General features: G+C 74.3%; 18 protein-coding genes. 14 read left to right on the forward strand and 4 right to left on the reverse strand.

Translation table 11 applies throughout. From position 1 onward, the window contains the following. Positions 1 to 310 precede the first annotated feature (310 nt). The 8 genes from ACZ66Z_RS18265 to ACZ66Z_RS18300 all read left to right on the forward strand — a co-directional run bounded on the left by ACZ66Z_RS18265 (position 311) and on the right by ACZ66Z_RS18300 (position 10,544). Positions 311 to 1,537 (forward strand): IS701 family transposase, encoded by a 1,227-nt coding sequence (locus ACZ66Z_RS18265; RefSeq protein WP_469935064.1) that lies wholly within the window; start codon positions 311 to 313, stop codon positions 1,535 to 1,537. 433 nt (positions 1,538 to 1,970) lie between these two features. Beyond that, positions 1,971 to 2,600, forward strand: coding sequence for an NAD(P)H-dependent oxidoreductase (locus ACZ66Z_RS18270; RefSeq protein ID WP_469935066.1), 630 nt, complete (start codon positions 1,971 to 1,973; stop codon positions 2,598 to 2,600). Between the two features lie 26 nt (positions 2,601 to 2,626). Continuing rightward, a complete protein-coding gene (locus ACZ66Z_RS18275; RefSeq protein ID WP_469935068.1) occupies positions 2,627 to 3,802 on the forward strand; it encodes a 3-deoxy-7-phosphoheptulonate synthase in 1,176 nt (391 codons plus the stop codon). 106 nt (positions 3,803 to 3,908) lie between these two features. Continuing rightward, positions 3,909 to 4,679, forward strand: coding sequence for a 2,3-dihydro-2,3-dihydroxybenzoate dehydrogenase (locus ACZ66Z_RS18280; RefSeq protein ID WP_469935070.1), 771 nt, complete (start codon positions 3,909 to 3,911; stop codon positions 4,677 to 4,679). Positions 4,680 to 4,728: 49 nt separating this feature from the next. Beyond that, on the forward strand, positions 4,729 to 5,352 hold the full coding sequence (locus ACZ66Z_RS18285; protein WP_469935072.1) for an isochorismatase family protein: 624 nt from the start codon (positions 4,729 to 4,731) through the stop codon (positions 5,350 to 5,352). Continuing rightward, positions 5,349 to 7,313, forward strand: coding sequence for an anthranilate synthase family protein (locus tag ACZ66Z_RS18290; RefSeq protein ID WP_469935074.1), 1,965 nt, complete (start codon positions 5,349 to 5,351; stop codon positions 7,311 to 7,313). The genes ACZ66Z_RS18285 and ACZ66Z_RS18290 overlap by 4 nt, the downstream gene beginning before the upstream one ends. A gap of 53 nt (positions 7,314 to 7,366) precedes the next feature. Then, positions 7,367 to 8,944: a class I adenylate-forming enzyme family protein gene (locus tag ACZ66Z_RS18295; protein WP_469935076.1), complete on the forward strand. Its 1,578-nt coding sequence runs from the start codon at positions 7,367 to 7,369 to the stop codon at positions 8,942 to 8,944. A 34-nt stretch (positions 8,945 to 8,978) separates the two neighbouring features. Next, the gene (locus ACZ66Z_RS18300) at positions 8,979 to 10,544 is read left to right on the forward strand and encodes an FAD-dependent monooxygenase (RefSeq protein ID WP_469935078.1); all 1,566 of its coding nucleotides are present in this window, start codon (positions 8,979 to 8,981) and stop codon (positions 10,542 to 10,544) included. An 82-nt stretch (positions 10,545 to 10,626) separates the two neighbouring features. Here the strand turns inward: ACZ66Z_RS18300 and pdxR are convergent, their stop codons facing one another. Continuing rightward, positions 10,627 to 12,078, reverse strand: a complete 1,452-nt coding sequence (pdxR, locus tag ACZ66Z_RS18305; RefSeq protein WP_469935080.1) for a MocR-like pyridoxine biosynthesis transcription factor PdxR — start codon at positions 12,076 to 12,078, stop codon at positions 10,627 to 10,629. Between the two features lie 46 nt (positions 12,079 to 12,124). On the opposite strand from pdxR, the gene ACZ66Z_RS18310 reads away from it, so the two are divergent. The 5 genes from ACZ66Z_RS18310 (at position 12,125) to ACZ66Z_RS18330 (ending at position 20,206) form a co-directional block, all read left to right on the forward strand. Next, positions 12,125 to 12,577, forward strand: coding sequence for a carboxymuconolactone decarboxylase family protein (locus tag ACZ66Z_RS18310; RefSeq protein WP_399114083.1), 453 nt, complete (start codon positions 12,125 to 12,127; stop codon positions 12,575 to 12,577). Between the two features lie 109 nt (positions 12,578 to 12,686). Then, positions 12,687 to 13,907, forward strand: a complete 1,221-nt coding sequence (locus tag ACZ66Z_RS18315; RefSeq protein ID WP_469935082.1) for an MFS transporter — start codon at positions 12,687 to 12,689, stop codon at positions 13,905 to 13,907. 153 nt (positions 13,908 to 14,060) lie between these two features. Further along, positions 14,061 to 15,587: an FAD-binding oxidoreductase gene (locus ACZ66Z_RS18320; RefSeq protein ID WP_469935084.1), complete on the forward strand. Its 1,527-nt coding sequence runs from the start codon at positions 14,061 to 14,063 to the stop codon at positions 15,585 to 15,587. 345 nt (positions 15,588 to 15,932) lie between these two features. Next, the gene (locus tag ACZ66Z_RS18325) at positions 15,933 to 17,780 is read left to right on the forward strand and encodes an AfsR/SARP family transcriptional regulator (protein WP_469935086.1); all 1,848 of its coding nucleotides are present in this window, start codon (positions 15,933 to 15,935) and stop codon (positions 17,778 to 17,780) included. A 365-nt stretch (positions 17,781 to 18,145) separates the two neighbouring features. Then, positions 18,146 to 20,206 (forward strand): SpoIIE family protein phosphatase, encoded by a 2,061-nt coding sequence (locus ACZ66Z_RS18330; protein ID WP_469935088.1) that lies wholly within the window; start codon positions 18,146 to 18,148, stop codon positions 20,204 to 20,206. A gap of 6 nt (positions 20,207 to 20,212) precedes the next feature. Here ACZ66Z_RS18330 and ACZ66Z_RS18335 read toward each other — a convergent pair whose 3' ends face one another. The 3 genes from ACZ66Z_RS18335 to ACZ66Z_RS18345 form a co-directional block, all read right to left on the reverse strand. Next, a complete protein-coding gene (locus ACZ66Z_RS18335; RefSeq protein ID WP_469935090.1) occupies positions 20,213 to 20,830 on the reverse strand; it encodes a DinB family protein in 618 nt (205 codons plus the stop codon). Positions 20,831 to 21,087: 257 nt separating this feature from the next. Continuing rightward, positions 21,088 to 21,483, reverse strand: coding sequence for a TOBE domain-containing protein (locus tag ACZ66Z_RS18340; RefSeq protein WP_469935092.1), 396 nt, complete (start codon positions 21,481 to 21,483; stop codon positions 21,088 to 21,090). A gap of 103 nt (positions 21,484 to 21,586) precedes the next feature. Then, positions 21,587 to 22,066 (reverse strand): Lrp/AsnC family transcriptional regulator, encoded by a 480-nt coding sequence (locus tag ACZ66Z_RS18345; protein WP_469935094.1) that lies wholly within the window; start codon positions 22,064 to 22,066, stop codon positions 21,587 to 21,589. 423 nt (positions 22,067 to 22,489) lie between these two features. Between ACZ66Z_RS18345 and ACZ66Z_RS18350 the strand changes: the two genes are divergently transcribed. Further along, the gene (locus tag ACZ66Z_RS18350; protein WP_469935096.1) at positions 22,490 to 24,559 is read left to right on the forward strand and encodes a SpoIIE family protein phosphatase; all 2,070 of its coding nucleotides are present in this window, start codon (positions 22,490 to 22,492) and stop codon (positions 24,557 to 24,559) included. Positions 24,560 to 24,602: the final 43 nt, after the last annotated feature.

Genomic DNA, 24,602 nt, shown 5'->3' on the forward strand with positions numbered 1-24,602 from the left:
CCGGGTTAGCAACGTTCTCCACGAGTCGGGCTAGTATCGGCGGCGCATCGGCCCTCCCCCGGCCGCCGTGCCCCGCCCGGACGGCCGAAAGTCGGGCGGAACGGCCGGATACGCCCCCTCCGGCCGGTCCGCCGTGCGCCCGCGCCGCACGCTCGCCGCCTGCGCGTTTGCCATTCCTTGATTCCCCCTTGGTTGTGCCGTGTGAGTCTCCGGTGCCGTGGGCGAACGGCCGGATCGCAGTACGGGCCGACCGCCCGTGGTCGCACGCCCACGCCCTTACGATCGCCCGCACCGGTTTAGGGGGACCCGAATGATAGGCACCATCCCGCAGTCGGCCCACGTCCTCGGGAAGGCGCCGGGAAGCGCCTTCCCGGGCGACTGGCCCTACGGCAGGACCCGGGAGGAACTGCTCGCCGAGCTGGGCGCCGAGCTGTTCGCCTCGATGTCCCGCCGCGACCAGCGCACCAAGGGGATGACGTACCTTCGCGGCCTGCTGGAGGCCGACGGACGCAAGTCCATCCGCAGCATCGCCGCGCTCTACGGCGACGACGCCACCGAGCAGAGCCTCCACCACTTCATCGCCAGCTCCACCTGGGACTGGGCGCCGGTGCGTCGGGCCCTCGGGCAGTACGTGGAGCGGGTCGCGCGGCCCGAGGCGTACGTCGTCCACCCGGTGGTCATCCCCAAGGCCGGGGACACCTCCGTGGGCGTCGAGCGGCGCTTCGTTCCCGCGCTCGGCCAGGTGGTCAACTCCCAGCAGGCGGTGGCCGTGTGGGGCGCGGCGCCGGAGTGGAGCAGTCCGCTGAACTGGCGGCTCCGACTGCCGCCGCGGTGGCTGGCCGACCGGAGCCTGCGGCGGCAGGCGTCCATCCCGGACACCGAGGTGCCCGAGAACCTGGGCCAGTCGCTGGTCAGGGCCTACCAGGACCTGATCAAGAAGAGCCGGCTGCCGGTCAGGCCCGTGGTGATGGACGCCCGGGAGACGGACGTGGCCGCCGTCGTCGAGCGGTTGCGGGCCGCGGACACCCCGATGCTGCTGCGGGTCGACGGAACGCTCCGGCTCACCGCGGAGGACGCCGCCTTCCCGCGCCGCGGCGTCAGCATGACGGCCCAGCAGATCATGTCGACGATCTGGCACATCCGGCGCCCGGGCGGGCAGCCCGCCGACGGCCTCCTGCCGCACGGCCCGGTGGTCACCGTCCGCGCGACGCTCTCGCCCACCGCGCACCCCGGGCACCGGCCGGGGCGGCCCGAGGGGCCGCTGCTGCTGATGGGTGTGGCCGAGCGCGGGCACTGGCCCGTGGAACTGTGGCTCACCGACCTGACCTCCCTGGGCGTCCACGAGCTGCTCCGGCTGACCGCGCTGCCCCGCCGCGCGGAACGGGACCTCACGGAGATCGCCGACGGGGTCGGCATCAGGGACTTCTCGGGGCGGTCGTTCACCGGCTGGCACCGGCACATGACGCTCGCCTCGGCCGCCCACGTCGTCGCCATGCTGAGCGAACGGTGCGGGCCGCTGGTCGGCGCGGCCTTCTGAGGCCGGGGGGCCACCCGCGGGCCTCCCGGGCCTGGGGGACCATCCGCGGGCTTTCCGAATCCGGGGGCCGTCCGCGGGCTTTCCGAGGCCCGGGGACCGTCCGCGGGCTTTCCGAGGTCCGGGGGACCGTCCGCGGGCCTTCCGGGGCCCGGGGCCGCCCCGCCCGCTGCGACCGGCCCCGACGCGTCGGGCGCGCCGCCCCCACGTCCTGACCTACCCCTCCGCAGCGGCCGTTCGCGCCGTCCAGGGGCCGTTCCGCAGCTGGTCCGTCAGGTCGTCACCGGTGCCTCCGGACGCACCTGACGGACCCGGGAGGCGGACCTGACGGATCGCCGGGGCCAGTTGACGGATGGTCCCGACGGGCGTTGGCGGGGGTGGGTGCCGCCGCACAGGATCGGGCCGACCGAGCGCACAGCAGAGGGAGTCACCGGACATGACGAACGTCGCCGTCATCTACTACTCGTCGCAGGGCAACGTGCACCGGCTCGCCGTCGCCGCGGCCGCCGCCGCCGAGAAGGCCGGCGCCGAGGTCCGGCTGCGCAGGACCGCCGAACTCACCACCGAGAGCGTCGTCCCGGACAACGCCGCCTGGAACGCCGCCTGGGCCGAGCACCTCGACGCCGTCCAGGACGTCCCGGAGGCCACCCTGGAGGACCTGGAGTGGGCCGACGCGGTGCTCTGGGGCACGCCCGGCCGCTACGGCCTGCCCGCCGCGTCGCTCAAGCAGTTCATCGACCAGACCCTGCCGCTGCACGCGCGGCGCGGACTGCTCAACAAGGTGATGTCCTCCTTCACCTCCACCGCGACGCTGCACGGCGGCCAGGAGAGCACCCTCCTCGCCCTCAACAACGCCTTCTACCACTGGGGCGCCATCATCGTCCCGCCCGGCGTCGCCGACCCCATCCAGCTGACCCCGCACAACGGCAATCCGTACGGCGTCAGCAGCGTGTCGGCGAACCAGCCCGGCAACGTCCACGAGGACCACCTGGCGGCCATCGAGTACCAGACCCGCCGCACCGTGGAGATCGCCGCCGCCCTAGGTCGCGGCCTGCGCACCGCCTGACCCGAGCCCACATCCCGGAGGCACCCGTGGAGAACGCCCTGCTCGACATCCACCTGAAACCAGCCCTGCACCAGCCCGTGTGGGAGGACGCCTCGCAGGCGCGGCGGGTCCGGGGCGAACTGGCCGTCCGGCCGCCCCTGGTGGCCGGCGCCGACGTCCTCCGGCTCAAGCGGCTCCTCGCCCGGGTCGCCGCGGGCGAGGCCCACGTGATCCAGGCGGGCGACTGCGCCGAGGACCCGGCCGAGTGCACCGCCCCCGACATCGCCCGCAAGGCGGCGGTGCTCGACCTGCTCGCCGGTGTCCTGGGCCTGATCACCCACCGGCCGGTGCTGCGGGTCGGCCGCATCGCCGGCCAGTACGCCAAGCCGCGCTCCCAGCCCACCGAGATCGTCGACGGCGTCGAACTGCCCGTCTACCGGGGGCACATGGTCAACGACCCGGCCCCCGATCCGGACAGCAGGCGCCCCGACCCGCTGCGGCTGCTCACCGGATTCATGGCCGCCCAGGACGTCATGGGCCACCTCGGCTGGCAGCCCGGCCCCCCGGCCGGGGAGCGCATCGGCCCCCAGGTGTGGACGAGCCACGAGGCCCTGCTCCTCGACTACGAGGTGCCCCTGCTGCGCCGCGGCGAGGACGGCCGGGTGCTCCTCACGTCCACCCACTGGCCGTGGATCGGCGAACGCACCCGGCAGCCGGACGGCGCGCACGTCGCCCTGCTCGCGGGCGTGGACAACCCGGTCGCCTGCAAGGTGGGCCCGAGCATGACCCCCGGGGAGCTGCTCGACCTGTGCGGCAGGCTCGACCCGGCCCGCGAGCCCGGCCGCCTCACCCTGATCGCCCGGATGGGGGCCGACGCCGTCGCCGACGCGCTGCCGCCCCTGGTGAGCGCCGTCCGGGAGGCCGGGCACCCGGTGATCTGGCTGACCGATCCGATGCACGGCAACACCGTCACCGTCCAGGGCGGCCTCAAGACCCGCTTCGTGGAGACGGTCGAGCGGGAGGTGGCGGCCTTCCAGCGCGCGGTCACCGGCGCGGGCGGCGTGGCCGGCGGCCTGCACCTGGAGACGACCCCCGAGGCCGTCACCGAGTGCGTCGCGGACCCGTCGGCCGCCGACCGGGCGGGAGACGTCCGCACCACCTTCTGCGACCCGCGGCTCAACCCCGGGCAGGCCGTCTCCGTGGTCTCCGCCTGGAGCGCGTGACACCCCGCCCGGTCACAGGCGCCGCGGCGCGACCCCGGTCGCGCCGCAGCGTCCGAACAGCACTGTCAGCACTGTTCTCACAGCGTGGATGGAGGCTCGGGAAGTCATGGAGAACACCATCGCCGTCGTCACCGGAGCGGCGGGGGGCATCGGCGGAGCCGTCGTGCGCGCCCTGGCCGGACGCGGGGTCGTCGTGGCCGCCGTCGACCGCGACGCGGAACGGCTCGACGAACTGGTGGGCAAACTCGCCGCGGAGGGACTCCGGGCCAGGGCCTTCCCCACGGACGTGCGCAGCGCCGACGAGGTGGAGCGCACGATCGAGGCGGTCGAAGACACCCTCGGCCCGGTGGACCACCTGGTCAACGCCGCCGGCGTACTGCGCCTCGGGGAGGCCGTCGGCCTGTCCGACGAGGACTGGAACACCACCTTCGAGGTCAACACCGCCGGCGTCTTCCGCGTCTCGCGCGCCGTCGTGCGGCGCATGAAGACCCGGGGCCGCGGCGGCGTCGTCACCATCGCCTCCAACTCGGCCGGCACGCCCCGTACGGAGATGGCCGCCTACGCCGCCTCCAAGGCGGCGGCGGCCATGTTCACCAAGAGCCTCGGTCTGGAGGTGGCCCGCCACGGCATCCGCTGCAACGTGGTCGCGCCCGGTTCCACCGACACGCCCATGCTCTCGTCGATGTGGCACGACGACTCGGGCCGCCGCCGCACGATCGAGGGCCTTCCGGAGGCGTTCAAGGTCGGCATCCCGCTGGCGCGGATCGCCCAGCCCGCCGATGTCGCGGAGGCCGTCGTCTTCCTGCTCTCCGACCAGGCCCTCCACATCACCCTGCACAGCCTCACCGTGGACGGCGGCGCCTCCCTGGGCAACTGACGGCCCCGCCCCACCCGTCCCACCCGAGCGACCACAAGGAGAGGACGCCATGGCCGGCATCCCACCCATCGAGCCGTACCCGATGCCGACAGCCGGGGAGCTGCCCGCCAACACCGCCCCCTGGACGGTCGATCCGGCGCGGGCCGTGCTCCTCGTCCACGACATGCAGCGCTACTTCCTGGCCCCGCTGCCCACCGAGCTGCGGACCGAACTCGTCGAGAACGCGGCCGGGTTGCGCGAGCGCGGTGCCGCACTGGGCGTCCCGGTGGCCTACACCGCCCAGCCCGGCGGCATGACGGACGCCCAGCGCGGCCTGCTCAAGGACTTCTGGGGTCCGGGCATGCGGGCCGCCCCCGCCGACCGCGAGGTCGTCGAGCCACTCGCCCCCCGCCCCGGCGACTGGAACCTCACCAAGTGGCGCTACAGCGCCTTCTTCCGCACCGACCTGCTGACCCGGATGCGCGAGGCGGGCCGCGACCAGCTCGTCCTGTGCGGGGTGTACGCCCACGTCGGCGTCCTGGCCACCGCCATCGAGTCGTTCACCAACGACATCGAGACCTTCCTCGTCGCGGACGCCGTCGCCGACTTCTCCGCCGACGCCCACCGGGCGACCCTCGCGTACGCCGCCCAGCGCTGCGCCGTGGTCACCACCGCCAAGGAGACGTTCGCATGACCGACTCCCGCAGGGCGCCGCAGCCCCGGGACCCGCTGGCCCGGATCCTCGCCCCCGAGCCGCCGCCGTTCGCCGTGCTGCACCGCCCCGAGACCGCGGGACCCGGCGTCCTGGAGGTGCTGACCGGCACGGTCTCCCACCCGGCGACGCTCGCCGACGTCCCGCACGGGCCGCCCGGCGAGGGCCCGGGCCGGGCCCGCCACGACACGCTGGTCGTCGTCCCGTTCCGGCAGATCGCCGAGCGCGGCTTCGACGCCCCCGACGACGGGTCTCCGCTGATCGCGCTCACCGTCACCGAGCAGGACACCGTCCCGCTCGCCGAGGCCGCGGCCCGGATCGGCGACCGCCCGATCCGGCTGACCGGCGGCCGGTTCGACGTGGACGACGAGGCGTACGCGGAGACGGTGCGCCGGGTCGTCGCCGACGAGATCGGCGAGGGCGCGGGCGCCAACTTCGTCGTCAAGCGCTCGTTCACCGCCGAGATCACCGACTACGACCCGCTGACCGCCCTCACCCTCTTCCGGCGTCTGATCGAGCAGGAGTCCGGCGGTTACTGGACCTTCGTCGTCCACACCGGTGAGCGCACCTTCGTCGGCGTCACCCCCGAGCGGCACATCAGCGTCCGGGGCGGCACGGCGGTGATGAACCCGATCAGCGGCACGTACCGCTACCCCGCCTCGGGCCCGACGCTGCCCGAGGTCATGGACTTCCTCGCCGACACCAAGGAGGCCGACGAGCTGTACATGGTCGTCGACGAGGAACTCAAGATGATGGCGCGGATCTGCGACGGCGGCGGACGGGTCACCGGCCCCTACCTCAGGGAGATGGCGCGCCTCGCCCACACCGAGTACTTCATCGAGGGCCGCACCACGCGGGACCCCCGGGAGATCCTGCGCGAGACGATGTTCGCGCCGACCGTGACCGGCAGCCCGCTGGAGAGCGCGGCGCGGGTCATCAGCCGGTACGAACCCGAGGGCCGCGGCTACTACAGCGGGGTCGTCGCGCTCATCGGGCGCGACGAGCACGGCGCCGACGAACTGGACTCGGCCATCCTCATCCGCACCGCCGACATCGACGCCGCCGGCCGGGTCCGCATCGGCGTCGGCGCCACCCTGGTGCGCCACTCCGACCCGGTGGCGGAGGCGGCCGAGACCCGGGCGAAGGCCGCGGGGCTGATCGCCGCCCTGCGCAGCGACGGCGGTCGGACCCGCTTCGCCGACCACCCCGACGTACGGTCGGCGCTGGCCGGCCGCAACGACCGGATCGCCGCGTACTGGCTGGCCGACGAGGCGGCCCGGGCCCGGCCCGAGCCCGCCCTGTCCGACCGGCGGGTGCTCGTGGTCGACGCCGAGGACACCTTCACCTCGATGATCGGGCACCAGCTGCGTTCGATGGGACTCGTGGTGACGGTCCGCCGCTTCGACGAGCCGTACGCGGTCGACGGCTACGACCTGGTCGTCATGGGCCCGGGTCCCGGTGATCCGCGCGACACCGACGACCCCAAGATCGCCCATCTGCGCGGCACGGTCCGCCGGCTGCTCGACGAGCGCCGGCCCTTCCTCGCCGTCTGCCTCAGCCACCAGGTGCTCTCCCGCGAGCTGGGCTTCGACCTGCTCCGCAGGGACGTCCCCAACCAGGGCGTCCAGCGGGAGATCGACCTGTTCGGCGTTCCGGAGAGCGTCGGCTTCTACAACACCTTCGCCGCCCACTGCGCCGAGGAGAAGAAGGACTGCGCGGGCGTCGGCGTGGTCGAGGTGAGCCGCGACCCGGCCACCGGCGAGGTGCACGCCCTGCGCGGACCGCACTTCGCCTCCGCGCAGTTCCACGCCGAGTCGGTCCTCACCCGGGACGGGATCCGCGTCGTCAGGTCCCTGCTGGGCCCGCTGCTCGCCGGCGACGGCGCGCCGGAGCCGACCGGGACCTCCGAGACGACCGGGGCCACCCCCGTCCCCGTCGCCTGAATTCCCCCACCACCAAGACTTCCACCCCGATACGACCTGAGAGGCGGACAACCATGCTTCCTGTCCAGGCCAGCGACAAGGGCCTCTACATGGGGCTCGTGGCCGAGCGGGCCGCGGCCGACCACGGCGACCAGCTCATCATCCTCGACCACGATCTGGACCTGCTTCCGGACGCCGGAAGGCAGCTGACCTTCGCCGAACTCGCCGAGCACATCGACGACATGGCGGCCCGGTTGTACGCGGCGGGCGTCCGGCGCGGCGAGCACGTCGCCCTGTACAAGTCCAACGGCTTCGACATCAACGTCCTCTCCAGCGCCGCCGCCCGGCTCGGCGCCGTCCCGGTCCAGCTCTCCCCGTACCTGGACGCCGACAGCGTCGTCGCGCTGCTGCGCCGCCTGGGCGGCCCGTACCTCGTCACGGACACGGCGAAGCTGGACGGCGCCTTCGCCGGCACCCCGCTCGCCGAGATCACCGCCAAGGTGCTCCTCGTCGCCGGGAACCGCCCCGGCACCGAGTCGCTGGCGGACCTCGCCGGCGCGCCCCGGCAGCAGCCGGTCGTGCCGCACCCCGACCACCCCGCGCTGATGACGCACACCTCCGGCACCACGGGGCTGCCCAAGCTGGTGGTCCACTCGGCCCGCAGCCTGCACGGCCGGTACCGCCCGCAGGCCAAGCTCTTCGACATGATCCGCGAGCGGGAGACCGTCGCCCTGCACGTCTCGTACGTGCACTCGCGGATGCCGCTGGCCCTGGCCGTCCTGCTGCCCCGGGGCAACCGGATGGTCGTCATGAACGACGCCGACCCGGAGAAGGCGGCCGCGCTGTGGGCCGAGACGAAGCCCGGCTTCATCGAGTCCCACCCCAACTCCTTCATGGAGTGGGAGGTCCTGGTCGACCATCCGCTCAAGCCGCTGGCCCAGGTGAAGTACTTCAGCACCACCTTCGACGCCATCCACCCGAGCACCATGGACAAACTGCTGCACGCCACCGAGCGCAGCTCGCCGGTCTTCTACCAGATCTACGGGCAGAGCGAGACCGGCCCGCTGGTCGGCCGCGCCTTCACCCGCGCCACCGCGCACGGCGCCGACGGCCGCTGCCAGGGCTACGCCTTCCCGGGCGACACCAAGTTCAAGCTGGTGAGCCGCGACGGGCGGCCCGTCACCCGGGACAACCCCGGCTACATCGACGTGCAGGCCGCCGGCCGGGCGCTCACCTACCTCGGCGAGCGCCAGCGCTACGACACCCAGGTGCACGGCGGCTGGTGGCGCGGCATGGACCTCGGATACCGCACGGAGGAGGGCTGTCTGCACCTCCTCGACCGCGAGGTCGACGCCATCCCCGGCATCCACTCCACCCTGGAGATCGAGGACGTCGTCCTGGGCCGCATGCCCGAGCTGACCGAGCTCGTCGTCGTGCCCGGACCCCACCAGGAGGCCGTGCCGGTCCTGTGCACGCGCGACGACCTGCCGCTGGACCGGGCGCGCTGGGCGAGCCACACCGCCGAGTGGCCGCTGCTGGCCGAGCCCGTCCAGATGAAGCTCGCCGAGCTGCCGCGCACCGCGACGATGAAGGTCCAGCGGATCGAGCTGGCCGACCGGCTGCGCCGCCGCTCCGCCGACCGGCCGTCCTGACCCCGACGGCCCGGCGACAGGGAGGGAGAGACGGATGACCACAGGGGACGCGGACGTCCTGATCGTCGGAGGCGGTCCCACCGGACTGCTCGCCGCGTGCGAACTGCTGCGCCGCGGCGTACGGGTGCGGATCGTCGACCGGGCGCGGGAACCGGCGACGGTGCCCAAGGCCCTGTCGCTGTGGCCGCGGGTCCGGGACATCCTCATGGACCTGGGCGTGGGGGAGGAGGTGCGGGAGAACTCCGTGCCCGTGCACGCCTTCCGGTACTTCTCGGACCGCCGGCCGGTGGCCACCCTCAGGTTCACCGAGGACCTGGCCGCCCGTCAGCTGCCGCAGTACGAGACCGAGCGCATCCTGACCGAACGGCTGCACGCGCTGGGCGGGAAGGTCGAGCGCGGCGTGCGGCTGCTGTGCCTGGACGACGTCGACCACTCCGGGGCGGTCGTCCCCGGCGGCACGGTCCGCGCCGTCCTGGAGCACGAGGACGGGGCGGTCGAGCGCGTCGCCGTGCCGTTCCTCGTCGGCGCCGACGGCGCGGGCAGCGCGGTCCGCGGCCAGCTGGGCATCGGCTTCGAGGGCAGTACGTACGAGATGGCGTTCGCGCTGGTCGACACGTACATCGACGGCAGGCTGCCGGCGGACGAGATCGCGTACTACCAGACCACCCAGGGCACCCTGGTGGTCGTGCCCCAGCCCGGCGGGGTCTTCCGCTTCCTGTCCGTCATGCCCGGCGGCGGCACCATGACCCGCGAGGCCATGCAGGAGATCATCGACACCCGGGGTCCCCGGGGGGTGCGGATCACCGAGCCGGTCTGGGAGACCGTCTTCCGGGTGCACGCCCGGCGGGCCTCCGAGTTCCGGCGCGGCCGGGTCCTGCTCGCCGGCGACGCCGCGCACGTGCACAGCCCGGCGGGCGGCCAGGGCATGAACAACGGCCTCCAGGACGCGCACAACCTCGCCTGGAAGCTCGCCGCCGTGCTCCAGGGACGCTCACCGGCCACCCTGCTCGACAGCTACGGCACCGAGCGCGCCGAGGCCACCCGCAGGATCGTCCGCGACACCGACCTGCACACCCGGGCGCTGACCGCGCGCAGCCCCGGCCGGGTGGCCGCCCGGGACCTGGCCCTGACGCTGCTCGACCGGTCCGGCGCCGCGGCCCGGCTGTACGCGCCGGTCATGGCGGGACGGCGGCTCGCCTACGCCCCGGAGCGCGACACCCAGCGTCCCTCGGGCGGGAGCTGCCGCACGGGGGCCCGGCTCGCCGGGGCGTCCGGCCCGGGGACCGTCTTCCCGCGCCCGGCGGCCCTGGCCCTGGGCACGGCGGGCCCCGACGCCGACCCGACGGCGTGGACGCTGCTGCTGCGCCCGCCCGCCGGGGACGCCCACTGGGTGACGGAGGCCGGTCACATCGCGGCCCGCTGGCCCCAGCTGCGGGTCGTGCGCCCCGACGACGTCCCGGCCGCCCGGCACGGGGTCTGCGGTCGTCCCGGCCACCACCTGATCCGCCCCGACGGTCACATCGCGGCCCACGGGCACGCCAGGGACCTCGGCCGGCTGGAGGCCGAACTCGCGCACGGGCTGATCCCCGGGGCCCGCTGAGGGACGGCCGTGGCCGGGTCCCGGCGCCCGGACGCCCGCGCGGCGCGTCCGGGCCCCGGGAACCGGCACCGGCCCGGGGCCGTCAGTCCTCCTCGTCCTCCGGGTCGGGCAGCGCCAGGCACAGGGCGTCCAGGGCCCCCGAGAAGGCGTGGTCCATCGGCGTGCCGTAGCCGATGACCAGACCGTCGCGCGGGGCCATGGTGCTGTCCGGGTGGCGGTAGGGGCGCAGCCCGTCGAGGGCGAGTCCCTGCCGCCGGGCCGCCCGCAGCACGGCGTCCTCGGTGCCGTCGGGGAGTTCGAGCACGGCGTGCAGTCCGGCCGCGATGCCGTCGACCCGGATGTGCGGGGCGCGTTCGGCGAGCGTGTCCACGAGCAGGTCGCGGCGGCGCCGGTAGTGCCGCCGCATGTGCCGCAGATGCCGGTCGTAGGCCCCGGAGACGATGAAGTCGGCCAGCGTCAGCTGGTCGACGACACCCGACCACATCTCCCGGGGTCCCTTGGCGGCGAGGACGTCGTCGACGAGCCACCCGGGCAGGACCATCCAGCCCAGCCGCAGCGCCGGGGACAGGCTCTTGCTCGCCGAGCCGATGTACACGACCCGGTCGGGGTCGAGCCCCTGCACGGCGCCGACCGGCTGCCGGTCGTAGCGGAACTCGCCGTCGTAGTCGTCCTCCACGAGCACGCCGCCGGAGGAGCGGGCCCAGTCGATGACCGCCGTCCGGCGCTCGGGGTGCAGGGGCCCGCCGGTGGGGAACTGGTGCGCGGGCGTGAGCAGGGCGGCCCGTACGCCCCGGTCGGGCAGTTCCTCGACGCGCGCCCCGGACGCGTCGACGGTCAGCGGCACGGTGCGCGGGCCGGCCCCCTCCAGGACGGCGCGGTGGAATTCGAGCCCGTACGACTCCACCGCCCAGGTCCCGCCGAGGACCTCGCCGAGCAGCCCGAGGCCGTGGGCGAAGCCGGAGCAGATCATGATCCGGTCGGGTTCGGTGCGCACGCCCCGGGCGCGCGCCAGATACTCCGCGAGCGCCTCTCGCAGCTCCGGCCTGCCCCGTGGATCACCCACGCCGAAGGCGTCGTTGGGAGCCGCGGCGACGGCCCGGCGGGCGGAGGTGAGCCAGGCCGTACGGGGGAAGGCGGCGGCGTCGGGGGAGCTGGGCATCAGGTCGTGCAGCACGCGGCGGCGGTTGCGGCGCTGCGGGCCGCGTCGCTGGTCCGGGTGGACGGCGGCGCGCTGGGCGACCCGGGTGCCGGAGCCCTGGCGGGCCGAGAGCCAGCCCTCCTCGACGAGTTCGGCGTAGGCGTCGGCGGCCGTGTTGCGGGCGATGCCCAGGTCGCGGGCGAGCGAGCGGTACGGGGGGAGGCGGGTGCCGGGCAGGAGCCGGCCGGACCTGATGGCCTCCCGGAGGGCGTCCGCGAGCTGTCCGCGCAGGCCGCCCTCCCCGGACAGTTCGAGATGGAGATCGGTGCCCGCGGTCTCGTCGGGATCGCTGTCGACGGTCGGGGACTCAGGAGTATTGACCCATGATTCTTCCACGAGAATGCACCATACCGCGGGTCTATTCACTGCTTAAGGTCGTTCCATGACCACGTTCCAGGTACCTCAGCGCATGAATTTCTCCACCGTCGCCCCCAAGGTCTTCAAGGCGGTCCTCGCCCTGGACTCCGCCGCCCGCGAGGGACTCGACCCCGTCCTCCTCGAGCTGGTGCAGATCCGCGCCTCGCAGATCAACCGCTGTGCCTACTGCATCGATTACCACACCTCCGACGCCCGCAAGGGCGGCGAGACGGAGGAGCGCATCTACCAGCTCACCGCCTGGGAGGAGTCGAGCCTCTTCACCGCGAAGGAGCGCGCCGCCCTGGCGCTGACCGAGGCCGTCACCCTCCTGCCGGAGGGCGTGTCGGACGAGGTCTACGCCGAGGCCGCCGAGCACTTCGAGGAGAAGGAGCTGGCCCAGCTCATCGCGCTGATCTTCACCACCAACGCGTGGAACCGCATGAACGTCTCCACGCGCAAGACGCCCGGTACCGAGTAACGGAACCCATCCGGTTCACGGGCGGTGGTCGGCCCCGGCACCACCGCCCGTGGCGGGGTGCGGGCCGCCCTGCTCGGGACCGCCTTCCTCACAAAGGGGCTCGTACAGCATGACCACCCTCGACACGCACACCCCCACCACCAGAGAGCCGTCGCCCGTCAAGGGCTGGCTCGCCGTCCTGGCGGTGACCCTCGGCATCTTCTCGCTGATGACCTCCGAGCTGCTGCCCGTGGGTCTGCTCACCCCGATCGGTTCCGCCCTCGACGTCTCCGAGGGCACCGCGGGCCTGATGGTCACCGTCCCCGGCCTGGTCGCCGCCGCGTCGGCGCCCCTGGTCACCGTGGCCACCGGGAAGATCGACCGCCGGCTCGTCCTCGCCGTCCTGATCGGCATCGTCGGCCTGGCCAACCTCGCCTCCGCCTTCGCGACCAGCTTCGCCGTGGTCCTGGTCGCCCGCTTCCTGATCGGCATCAGCGTCGGCGGCTTCTGGTCCCTGGCCGGCGGCATCGCGCTGCGGCTGGTGCCGGAGCGGCACGTCGCCCGGGCCACCGCCGTCATCTTCGGCGGCGTCGAGACCGCGTCCGTCCTGGGCGTCCCCACCGGCACGTTCATCGGTGACCTCAGCAGCTGGCGCACCGCCTTCGGCGCCGTGGGCGTCCTCGGCCTGATCTCCCTGACCTGCATGGTCATCCTGATGCCGAAGGTGCCGGCGGAGCGCACCATCACCTTCGCCGACCTGCCGAAGGTGTTCAGGGGCAACTCCGGCGTCCGCGCCGGCATCGCCCTCACCTTCCTCGTCATCACGGGCCACTTCCTGGCCTACACGTTCGTCCGGCCGATCCTCCAGGACGACGGCGTCGCCGACAACCTGATCGGCGTCCTGCTGCTGACCTTCGGCGTCGCCGGCATCTGCGGCAACTTCATCGCCGGCGCCCTCGTGGTCAAGCGGCTCCGACAGACCGTCATGGGCATCTCCCTGGTGCTCACCGCGGCCATGGTGCTGCTCGTCCTCGTCGGCAACACCCCGCTCACCGCGGGCGCGACGATGGTCCTGTGGGGCCTGGGCTACGGCGCGGTGCCGGTCACCTTCCAGACCTGGATCCTCGACGCCGCGCCGGACGCGACGGAGGCCGCGTCCTCGCTGTACGTCTCCACGTTCAACCTGTCGATCGCGCTCGGCGCCCTGTTCGGCGGCCTGGCGGTCGACGGCCTCTCCACGACGAGCGTGCTGTGGATCGGCGCCGGGATGGCCCTCCTCGCCCTGTTCGTGGTGGCCGGAACGAAGCGCACCGAGACCGACTCCGGCTCCACGGCCGACACCACCGCCTGAGCCGTCCGCCCGGCACCGCCCGCCGGTCGTCGGCACCCCATGAGACGGCCCGTCCCCCGTGTCCGTCCCCCCGGCGGGGGACGGGCTGCACACCGCCGCCCGCGCCTCCCCCTCCCCCTCCTCACCCGTCCCGCGAGCAACGTAAGGAACGGCATGACCGAGAACACCCCACCGACCGCAGGTGTGATCCGCCCCGGTGACGACGGATACCAGGACCTCTCCGAGCGCGGCCTCAACCAGCGCTTCATCGCCCGGCCGGAGGAGTTCCGGCTCGCCACCACCACCGAACAGGTCGTGGCGGCGGTACGCGACGCGGTGCGCGACGGGAAGCGGATCGCCGTGCGCAGCGGCGGCCACGGGTACGAGAACACCGTCGGCGACCCGGCCGTACAGGTCGTCATCGACCTGGGCGGGATGAGCGACGTGTCCTTCGACGCCGAACGAGGGGCGTTCGCCGTCGAGCCCGGTGTCCGGCTGGCCGAGCTGTACCGGACGCTGTACGAGGGCTGGGGCGTGACCTTACCGGCCGGCGACAGCGCGACCGTCGGCCTCGGCGGCCACGTCGTCGGCGGCGGATTCGGCTCGCTGAGCCGCCGTGACGGACTCGCCGCCGACCACCTGTGGGCCGTGGAGGTCGTCGTGGTCGACGCCGACGGCGAGGTCCGCGCGGTCGTGGCCACCCGCGACCCGGAGGACCCGCACCACGACCTGTGGTGGGCCCACACCGGCGGTGGCGGCGGCTTCGGCGTCGTGACCCGCTACTGGTTCCGCTCGCCCGGCGCCACGGGCGAGGACCCCCGCACGGCGCTGCCGCAGCCCCCGGCCTCGGTGCTCGTCGCCACCGTCCTGTTCAACCGGGAGTCCCTGGACCGTGAGGCCTTCTGCACCCTGGTCGGCAACTTCGGCCGCTGGCACGAGACCAACAGCGAGCCGGACTCCCCGTACGCCTCCCTCTTCTCCGGCCTGGTTCTGCTCGGCCGCCCCCGCCAGGGCGACCCCGGCATGGGGGCCGTGGCCTTCGCCCACCTGGACGCCGGACTCCCGGACGCAGAGAGGCTCCTGAACGCCCACGTCGCCGAGATCACCGCGGGCGTCGGCGACTTCGTGGTCGTGCTGCCCACCGAGGAGCTGTCCTGGCTCGACGCCAAGAAGGCCCTCGCCCAGTCCCAGGACGCGGAGGTCGGCCGCCAGAAGGTCAAGTCGGCCTTCCTGCGCCGCGGTTACGGGACGAGCCAGATCGAGACGCTGTACGACTACCTGGACGGCGTGGACCACGACAACGACAGCAGCCTGGTGGCGCTCCAGTCGTACGGCGGCCGCATCAACGCCGTCGCCCCCGACGCCACCGCCTCCGCCCAGCGGGACTCCGTGGTGCAGGCGTTCTTCATGAACACCTGGCAGGACGAGGACCTCGACGCGGCCAACCTGGACTGGATGCGGCGCCTGTTCCGCGACCTGTACGCCAAGACCGGCGGCGTGCCGGCGCCCGGATCCGAGCACGACGGCTGTTACGTGAACTTCCCCGACACCGACCTGGCCGACCCGGAGTGGAACGCCTCCGGAGTGCCGTGGGAGGAGCTGTACTTCCGGGGCAACACCGAGCGGCTCCGCGCGGTCAAGCGGGTCTGGGACCCGCGTGACGTCTTCCGGCACGCGCTGTCGATCCGGGCCGAGGACTGAGAAGTGACCGGGCCCGTTCGCCGGGCCCGTTCGCCGGGCCCGGCGAACGGGCCGGAAGCGGGACGGGAGCCATCCCGCCACTCGCTGTGCGCTTCCGGCCAGCGGCCCCGTGTGCGTCGTCCCCGGGGGCCGTCCTGAGAGAACATGATGTTCGTGCGACGGGCGGCCACCGGGGGGGCGGACCGGACCCTCGCAGGAGCCCGGCACACACCACCCCGGCCCCGGCTCCGTAGCCGGTTTCGCCCGCCCCAACAGGGAGGGCGATACAGCGGACTGCTCGTCGTACGACCGGATCCGATCACAGGTAGGGATGTCGCGATGCTGGACTTTTCGTTACTCGGGCCGATGGAGATACGGGTGAACGGCGAGCTGCGGACGCCCACCGCACCCATGGCCCGCCGGGTGCTCGCCCTGTTGCTGATCCACGCGGACCGCGTGGTCCCCACGGAACAGTTCATCGACGAATTATGGGGTGAACGGCCGCCCCTGAGAGCTCGCAAGACCGTGCAGACCTACATCTACCAACTCCGCAAGGCGCTGAGCGACGACGAGGACTCCGGCAGGAGACGGAACCCGGTGGAGACCCACCCGCACGGCTACCGCCTGCTCCTGCGGGGCTGCCGCCTCGACGTGCGCGACTTCAAGCTCCTGGTGCGCGAGGGCCGGGACGCCCTCGTGCGGGGCCGGGCCAGCGAGGGCGCGGCGGCGCTCCGCAGCGGTCTGGCGCTGTGGCGCGGCACGGCCCTGGAGGACCTGGAGACCGGTCCCGTCCTCGCCGCGCAGGCGGCCAAGCTGGAGGACCTCCGGATCCAGGCCCTCGAACAGCGCAACGCCGCCGCCCTCGCCCTCGGCGGCGGACAGGCGCTCCTGGAGGAGATCCGGGACCTCACCTACGACCACCCGATCAACGAAGAGTTCTGCGCCCAGCTGATGATGGTGGCCAATCGCTGCGGACAGCAGGGCGAGGCCCTGGCCGCGTACGCCCGGCTGCGCCGCGCCATGGCCGAGCAGCTGGGCCTCGAACCCTCGCTCCGGCTGCAGGAGCTGCAGAGCCGGGCGCTGTCGGGGCGCGAAGGAAAGCACCCGGCGGACCGGCGGGGCAGGGGGCCCGGTGGCGCCGGCGAGGTCGGGGGCATCGGGGCGCCTTTCCAGCTTCCCCCGGCCATCGTGGACTTCGTGGGCCGAGGGGACGACCTGGACCGCGTCGAACGCGGCCTGCGACAGCCCTGCGCGCCCTCGACGGTCCGGATCGTCACGGTGACCGGCGCCCCCGGCGTGGGCAAGACCGAACTGGCCCTCCAGGCGGCCCACCGGCTGCGCAGGCACTTCCCGGACGGGCAGCTCAAGGTGGGCCTGCACCTGGAGGACGGCACGGCCCAGCACCCGGCCGAGGCGCTCAAGGGCCTCCTGGCCGCCGTCGGCTACGAACGCCACACCCTGCCGGAGGAGACCGGCGAACTCTCCCGCCTGTTCCGTGGCTGGGCGGCCGGCCGGCGCTTCCTGCTGCTGCTCGACGACGCGGCGTGCGCGAGCCAGATCCGGCCCCTGCTCCCGGCCGGCCCCGAGAACGCGGTGATCGTCACCTCGCGCTGCCGGCTGCCGGGGCTGCCCGGCACGGTGACCTCCGTCGCCCTGGAGTCGCTGGCGCCGGCCGACGGCACCATGCTGCTCGCGCAGGTGCTCGGCGACGGCAGGGTCGCGCGGGAGCCCGCCGCGGCGGCCGCCATCGTGCACCAGTGCGAGGGGGTGCCGACCGTCATCCGCGCGATCGGCAGCCGGATCACCGCCTGGCCCGGCCACAGCCTGGCGGACTTCGCCGCCCGGCTGGGCGACGAGCAGCGCCGTCTCGAGGAGCTGAGCGGCCCCCACCTGGACGTGCGCCGCTACCTGGTCGACTCCGCCGAGCGTCTGCCGGGCGGCGCGCGGGAGATGCTCTACGAGATCGGCCGCGCGGGCCGCGCCGACATCACGGTGGCCCACCTGGCCCGCTCCCTGCGCCGCTCGGTGTCGGCGGTGGAGCACATGGTGGAGCACCTGGTGGCGTTCCACATGCTCCGCCCCGTGATACGCGACGGCGACCACGTCCTGTCCGTCTCCCCCCTCCTGCGCCTGGCCTTCGCCCGTACGGCGCACACCACCCCCGCTCCGCAGAACCTGGTGTTCTGCGGGGGCGTCCGCCCGGTCGCGGCCTAGCCGTCGGCCGACCGACGCGGACACGGGGGCCTGGTCCGAACGACCCGGGAGAGCCCGGCAACCGCGCAGGCGCCGGTGGGCATCCGCCCGGTGCGGGCAGAGCATGCGGACCCAGCGGCGCAGGCGGTCGAACGCCGAGCCGAACACCGGCAGGAGGCGGTCGGAGGCCGGCGCCCGGCGCCCGGCGAGCGGGGGTGAGGCCGATGGGGGTGAGGCCGACGGGGCGTGGTCGCCGCAGGTGACGGCGACGCCCCGGGGGCGTACCGACCGGCGGCACTGCGCAGGGCCCGCCGTCGGCTCCTCGGCTAGGGTGATTCGGTAGGGATTGCGCCCCCCGGGGCCGGGCCGATGCGTAGGTCGAGGCGTTGGAGACTCATCAGTCGTCGAGCAGGGTCCCGCAGCCGCCCCGGGCGGCCGTCGGGGACGCGGGCGTGCTCCGCGAGCTGCTGCCGATCGCCCTCTGGCGGGAGGACGCCGAGGGCCGCATCGTCGAGTGGTCCCTCGCCGCGCAGGACCTCCTCGGCCACCGGCCGGAGCACGCCCTCGGCAGGCTCGCCGCCCCGCTGCTCGTCCCCGACGCCAACCGCGAACTCGCCGAGCGGCTCACCGACCGCGTCCGGTCGGGCGAGACCATGGTCGGCACGCTGCCCGTCCGGCACCGCGACGGCCACACGGTCACCATGGAGATGTGGATCGTCCCGGCCGCCGACCCGGAGGGACGCCCGGGGGCGATGCTCATCGCGGTGGAGACCTCCGAGGTCCTGCGGATGCGGGAGAACCTGGCGGCGATGGAGAGCCTCTTCACCCAGTCGCCCATCGGGCTCGCCCTGCTCGGCCCCGACCTGCGCTTCCTGCGCGTCAACGACGCCCTGGCGCGGATGAACGGCGTGTCGGCCGCCCGGCACGTGGGCCACCGGCTCACCGAGGTCGTGCCCGACGTCAACGCCGCCGGGCTGGAATCGCTCATGCGCCAGGCCATGGAGAGCGGTACGGCCGTGGTGGACGCCCGCCGGGTCGGCCGTACCCCCGCCGACCCCGACCGGGACCACATCTGGTCCTGCTCGTACGCCCCGCTCGTCGACCGCGCCGAACGGCGGTCGCTCGGGCTCATCGCCTCCCTCGTCGACATCACCGAGAGCCAGGAGGCGCACATCGAGGTCGAGCGCGCCCGCCACCGCTTCGCCCTGCTCGCCGAGGCCGGCGCCCGGATCGGCACCACCCTGGACCTGAAGCAGACCGCCCAGGAGGTCGTCGACTTCCTCGTGCCCCAGCTCGTCGACTCGGCCGACGTGCAGATGCTGGAGTCCGTCCTCGAACCGGACGATCCGGCCGACTCCACCCGGGGCGTGCTGCGGCGGCTCGCGGCCCGTTTCCCCGACCCGACCGCGCCCACGGCCCTCCTCGCCCCGGGGCAGACCTTCCAGATCCCCCTCGACTCCGTGTACGAGCAGGTGGTCATCCACGGACGGCCCACGAACCTCTACACGTCCGACATCCCGGCGCTCTTCACCGACCCGCGCACCGAGGCCCTGCGCACCTACTTCGCCACCCGCATCGGCTCGGCCCGGCTCGTCCCCCTGGTGGCCCGGGGACAGGTGCTCGGGGCGGTCACGGTGACCCGGCTGAAGACCCGCGAGCCCTTCGACACGCAGGACCGCGTCCTCATCGACGAGGTCGTCGCCCGCGCCGCCCTCAACATCGACAACGCCCGCCTCTACACCACCCAGCGCGAGGCCGCCCTCACCCTGCAGCGCAGCCTCACCAACAACGCGCTCCCCGCCGTCACCGGCCTCGAACTCACCGGCCGCTACCTCCCCGCCAGCTCCCACGACGTCGGCGGCGACTGGTTCGACGTCATCGCGCTGCCCGGCGGCCGGACGGGCCTCGTCATCGGCGACGTCATGGGCCACGGCATCCACGCCGCCGCCGTCATGGGCCAACTGCGCACCGCCGTGAGGACCCTGGCCCGCCACGACATCGCACCGGCCCGCATGCTCAGCTCCCTGGACGCCGTCGTGGCCGACCTCGGCGAGGACGAGATGGCGACCTGCGTCTACGCGGTCCACGACCCGGCCACCAGCGGCTGGGTCATCGCCCGCGCCGGCCATCCGCCACCGGCCGTCGCCACCCCGGACGGCGCCATCACCTTCCTCGACGGACCCCCCGGGACCCCGCTGGGCACCGGAGCGCACGACTTCGGCACGGAGGAGGTCGTCCTGCCCGGAGGCGGACTCCTCGTCCTCTACACGGACGGCCTCATCGAGGCCCGGCACCGCGACCTCGACCAGGGCATGCGGCAGCTCGCCGAGGCGCTGCGCCCCCTGGACCGGCCGCTGGACACGCTGTGCGACGACGTCCTCGGACGGCTCCTCGCGGGCCCCGCCCAGGACGACGTGGCGATGCTCCTCGCCCGCACCGTCCGCTGAACCCCGCTACGCGCGGAGCCGGTACAGGTCGCGGAGGAGGGCGATCTCGGCCCCGTGGTGCAGCAGCTCCTGGTTCACCCACCAGACGATCTCCAGGAAGGGGTCCTCGGGGTCGCTGCCGTGCGGGTAGGTGCAGTGGCCCACCGTGTCGAGCGCCTCGTCGTCGACGGACAGCAACGCCCCGCGCCACGCGGACGCGGCGGCGTCGAAGGCCGGCAGGGCGGTGGCGACGTCCCCGCTGACGGGGAAGTCGTCGCGGTTCAGGCGGCGGCCGCCGTTCGTGTGGTCGGCGCGGAGCGCGAGCATCTCGGAGAGGTGGCTCAGCCGCCAGGCGATCGTCGTGAACGGCGGCGGCGCGGGATGCGGCGGAGGCGTCGTGTCCCGGCCCCACTCGCCGGCGCCCACCAGGACGGTCGCGCGCGGCCCCGGGCCGTCGGCGTGCCGCCGGACGGACCAGCAGCCGGGCACCGGCTCCCAGAGGTACTCCGCGTCGGTCATCGGACCGACCTCGACCTCCGTCCCGTTGCCGCTGTCCATCACCGGTCCCGCCAGCCGGTCGGTGAGCCGCCGCCGGGCGAAGTCGAACTGGTCGAGGAGGGGGACGAGCCGCTCGGGCAGGGGCACGGGACGCTCCGGATCGTACGGGGACGGGACCGTCGCACCCTGCCACAGGGGCTCGCCCCGACGCCCGCGCATATCCCCGCCGGGTGCTTGCGGACCTCCCCGCCGGCTCCCTGCCGGGTGCCCGCGAGCCTCCTTGCCGGGCGCCTCGAACGTCCCTGCCGGTGCTCGCGGGCCCCACCGCCCCGCGTCCGCGGACGCCCTCGCCCGGTCCGGCCGTCGGCGCCGGGGGACGGGCCCGGCGTCGGGCCCGGCGCCGGTCAGGTCCGGTCGATGTGCACGCTGGTCGACTTCACGCGGGCGGTGGCCTGCATGCCGACCTCCAGGCCCAGCTCCTCCACCGCCTCGCGGGTGAGCAGCGAGACGATCCGGTGCGGACCGGCCTGGATCTCGACCTGGGCGGCGACGTCGCCGAGCTTGACGGCGGTCACGATGCCGGGGAAGGAGTTGCGGGCCGAGGTGTACGGCGCCTCCTCGTCGCCGACGGCGCCCTGCCCGACCTCGACGGAGAAGGCGGCCAGATCGCGGCCGTCGATGAGACGCCGGCCGTTCTCGTCGCGGTGGGTCGTGACCCGGCCCGCGTCGGCCCAGCGGCGTGCCGTGTCGGGGCTGACGCCCAGCAGGCGCGCCGCCTGACCGATGGTGTAGGACTGCATGCCGGTCACGCTAGGCCGTACGGAATCCCCCCTGCAAGGCGGGGACGGCCGACGCGCGACGGCTGTCGGCCCACGGGGCGGACCGTCCGGGGAGCGCGGCGGTTCAGGCCGTGCCCGAGCGCCGTCCGACCGCCTCGACCAGCGGCAGCAGCCGGTGCGCCACCCGCTCCCGCAGCGCGATCTCGGTGCGGGTGCGGACCACCCCGGGCAACTGGATCAACCGCTGGATGACGTCCTCCAGATGCCCGGCGTCCCGCGCCACCACCCGGGTCAGGAGGTCACCGCCGCCGGTGATGGAGAAGGCCTCCACGATCTCCGGCACGCCCGCGAGCGCGTCGCCCACCTCGTCCAGGTGGCCCTGCGTCACCTCGACGTGCACGAAGGCGAGCACCGGGTGCCCCAGCGCGGCGGGGGAGAGGACCGGCCCGGTCGCCGTGATCACCCCGTCCCGCTCCAGGCGGTCGATCCTCGCCTGCACGGTGCCCCGCGCCACCCCCAGGATCCGCGCGTACTCGCGCACGCTGGTCCTCGGCTGCTCGATGAGCAGCCGCAGGATCCGCATGTCGAGTTCGTCCACCGCCATGCTCCGTCGGCCTCCTTCGCCCCGGCTCGTCCGATTTCCGACTGTACCCACGCCTCCGGGGGAGCCCCGCTCCCGGGCCGTGCCCGGAACCGCCCGTCCACGTGGCCGGGACGCGGGAGGCCCCCGGCCGGGCGAACGCCGGCCCGCGCCCCGGACCACGGACTTCCAGCGCCGCCGGGCCCCGTGCCCGACCGGCGCGGAGGAGACGCCGGTGCTGTGCGGCTCGGGCTGCCCGGCCGATCCGGACGGTCCTCCCCCCCGGACCGGGAGCGGCTTCTTCGGCCACGGCCCGGCGAAGGCGTGACCGGCTCCGTCGGACGGCGGAACCCCTTCCGGTTCCGTTCGCGGGGCGGCGCGATCCGGGGGAGGCTCGTCGGGACCGGCTGAGGCGCGGCCGGGCACTTCCGGCGGGAGCGACGACGAGTGGACACGGACGGTGGGCAGGATCCGGCGGGCACGCCCCCGCCGCCCGGGGCGGCCGAGCCCTGGAGCGCCGAGACCGCGTGGGGCGACGCCGTCCTGGACGCGGTGTTCACCCAGTCCGACGTCGGGTTCCACGTCCTCGACACGGACCTGCGCGTCGTCCGGATGAACGCCGTCGCCGCCGGACTCCACGGCATCCCCGCCGACCGCATGCTCGGCATGCCCGCCGTCGAGGCCTACGCCTCCTTCGCCGGCGTGCACGTCGACGAGGCCGTCCTGCGCGAGGTCCTCGAGACGGGCCGCTCCACGACCGAGCGGCGCGTCACCGGCCGCCCGCCCGGCGCCGAACACACCGAACGCGTCTACTCGGCCTCCGCCCACCGGCTCCAGGACGACGCGGGCCGGGTGCTCGGCGTGGTCGTGACCGTCACCGACGTCACCGACCGCGAGCAGGCCCACGCCCGCCTGCGGCTCCTGCACGAGGCGCACGAGCGGATCGGCACCGGCCTCGACGTGGAACGCACCGCGCGCGAGCTCGTCGACGTGACCGTGCCGGCGTTCGCCGACTCCGTCGTGGTCGCCCTCACCGACGCCGTCCTCCGGGGGCACGACCCGGCCCTCCAGTCCCGGGACACGGTCCCGCTGCTGCGCTGCACCGCCACCGGCGGCCCGGCGACCGGACCGGAGTGCCCGCCGGCCGGTGCCGTACTGCTGCCGGGGATCTTCGGGGACGGGGAACCGGCGCCCGCCGGCCCGCTCCCCCCGCCGGCGACGAACGACGAGCGGACGACGCGTCTCGTGGTGCCGCTGACCGTGCGCGGGCAGATCTTCGGCGCGGTCGCCTTCCAGCGCTTCGTCGACGCGGAGCCGTACGGACCCGAGGACCGCGCCCTCGCCGGGGCCCTCGCGTCCCGTACCGCGAACTGTCTGGAGAACGCGCTCCGGTACACCCGCGAGCACATCGTCATGACCGCCCTGCAGAGCTGGCCGCCGCCCAAGGAGGAGGCCACCCAGAGCGCCGTCGACGTGACCGGTCGCCACCGGCCCGGCGGCAGCGGCGCCGGTTCCTGGTGCGACGTGATCCCCCTGCCGGGGGCGCGCGTGGCCCTCGTCGTGGGACAGGTGGAGTCCCCGGGGCCGGGCGCCGTCGCCACCATGAGCAGGCTGCGGACCGCCGTCCACAGCCTGACCACGCTCGACCTCGACCCGCACGAACTGCTCGCCCGCCTCCACGCGACGACCCTCCGGCTCGCCGCGGAGGGCGGGACGACGGCCCTCGACGTGCCGCCCTCCGCCACGCCTGACGTGCCCGACGCGCCGCCCCCCGACGCCCACCCCACCGCCGGCTGCACGATCGTCGTCCACGACCCCGTCGACGGGCGGCTCGACATCGCGCGCGCGGGCGCCTCCCTGCTCGTCGTGGTCCACCCCGACGGGACGGCGGACACCCGGCCGCTCGACGACGGGCCCCTGCTGGGCGCCGAGGGCCCGCCGTTCGCCAGCGCGACGCTCCACCTGCCCGAGGGCAGCACCCTCTGTCTGGCGTCCGGCGGCGAGGAACCCCGGACGGAGGACCTCATGGCGGCCCTCGCCCACCCGGAACGCGACCCGGAGGCGATGGCCGACGACGTGGAACGGCTCCTCACCCCCGACCGGGTCCTGCTCGTCGCCCGCACCCGCCACCTGTCCACGGACGAACTCGCCGAGTGGGAGGTCCCGTACGACCTGTCCGCCGTCGGGGAGGCACGGGCCCACGTCGAGGAGCGGCTCCGGCGGTGGGGCCACCCCGCCGACCCGTTCGCGGTGGCGCTCGTCGCCAGCGAACTCGTCACCAACGCCCTCCGCCACGGCGCCGCCCCGGTCGTCCTCCGCCTCATCGCCGACAGCCCGTCCCTGACCTGCGAGGTGAGCGACGCCGGCCAGGCCGCGCCCCACCTCCGCCACGCCAAGGCCGTCGACGAGGGCGGCCGAGGCCTCCTGATCTGCGCCTCCCTCGCGGACAACTGGGGCGTCCGCCACACCGACGGCGGCAAGACCGTCTGGGCCGAACTGGGCGGGGACGGGCCCTAGGTCCCGTCGGACCGTGGGCCGCCCGGCGGGGCGACGGCGAGGG

The sequence above is a fragment of the Streptomyces sp. NPDC107498 genome (assembly GCF_055582805.1).

Bases quoted from the DNA above. Each gene is read 5' to 3' on its own strand.
- ACZ66Z_RS18265 (WP_469935064.1), top strand. From the start codon at position 311: ATGATAGGCACCATCCCGCAGTCGGCCCACGTCCTCGGGAAGGCGCCG.
- ACZ66Z_RS18270 (WP_469935066.1), top strand. From the start codon at position 1,971: ATGACGAACGTCGCCGTCATCTACTACTCGTCGCAGGGCAACGTGCAC.
- ACZ66Z_RS18280 (WP_469935070.1), top strand. From the start codon at position 3,909: ATGGAGAACACCATCGCCGTCGTCACCGGAGCGGCGGGGGGCATCGGC.
- ACZ66Z_RS18285 (WP_469935072.1), top strand. From the start codon at position 4,729: ATGGCCGGCATCCCACCCATCGAGCCGTACCCGATGCCGACAGCCGGG.
- ACZ66Z_RS18290 (WP_469935074.1), top strand. From the start codon at position 5,349: ATGACCGACTCCCGCAGGGCGCCGCAGCCCCGGGACCCGCTGGCCCGG.
- ACZ66Z_RS18295 (WP_469935076.1), top strand. From the start codon at position 7,367: ATGCTTCCTGTCCAGGCCAGCGACAAGGGCCTCTACATGGGGCTCGTG.
- ACZ66Z_RS18300 (WP_469935078.1), top strand. From the start codon at position 8,979: ATGACCACAGGGGACGCGGACGTCCTGATCGTCGGAGGCGGTCCCACC.
- ACZ66Z_RS18310 (WP_399114083.1), top strand. From the start codon at position 12,125: ATGACCACGTTCCAGGTACCTCAGCGCATGAATTTCTCCACCGTCGCC.
- ACZ66Z_RS18315 (WP_469935082.1), top strand. From the start codon at position 12,687: ATGACCACCCTCGACACGCACACCCCCACCACCAGAGAGCCGTCGCCC.
- ACZ66Z_RS18320 (WP_469935084.1), top strand. From the start codon at position 14,061: ATGACCGAGAACACCCCACCGACCGCAGGTGTGATCCGCCCCGGTGAC.
- ACZ66Z_RS18325 (WP_469935086.1), top strand. From the start codon at position 15,933: ATGGAGATACGGGTGAACGGCGAGCTGCGGACGCCCACCGCACCCATG.
- ACZ66Z_RS18340 (WP_469935092.1), bottom strand. From the start codon at position 21,483: ATGCAGTCCTACACCATCGGTCAGGCGGCGCGCCTGCTGGGCGTCAGC.
- ACZ66Z_RS18345 (WP_469935094.1), bottom strand. From the start codon at position 22,066: ATGGCGGTGGACGAACTCGACATGCGGATCCTGCGGCTGCTCATCGAG.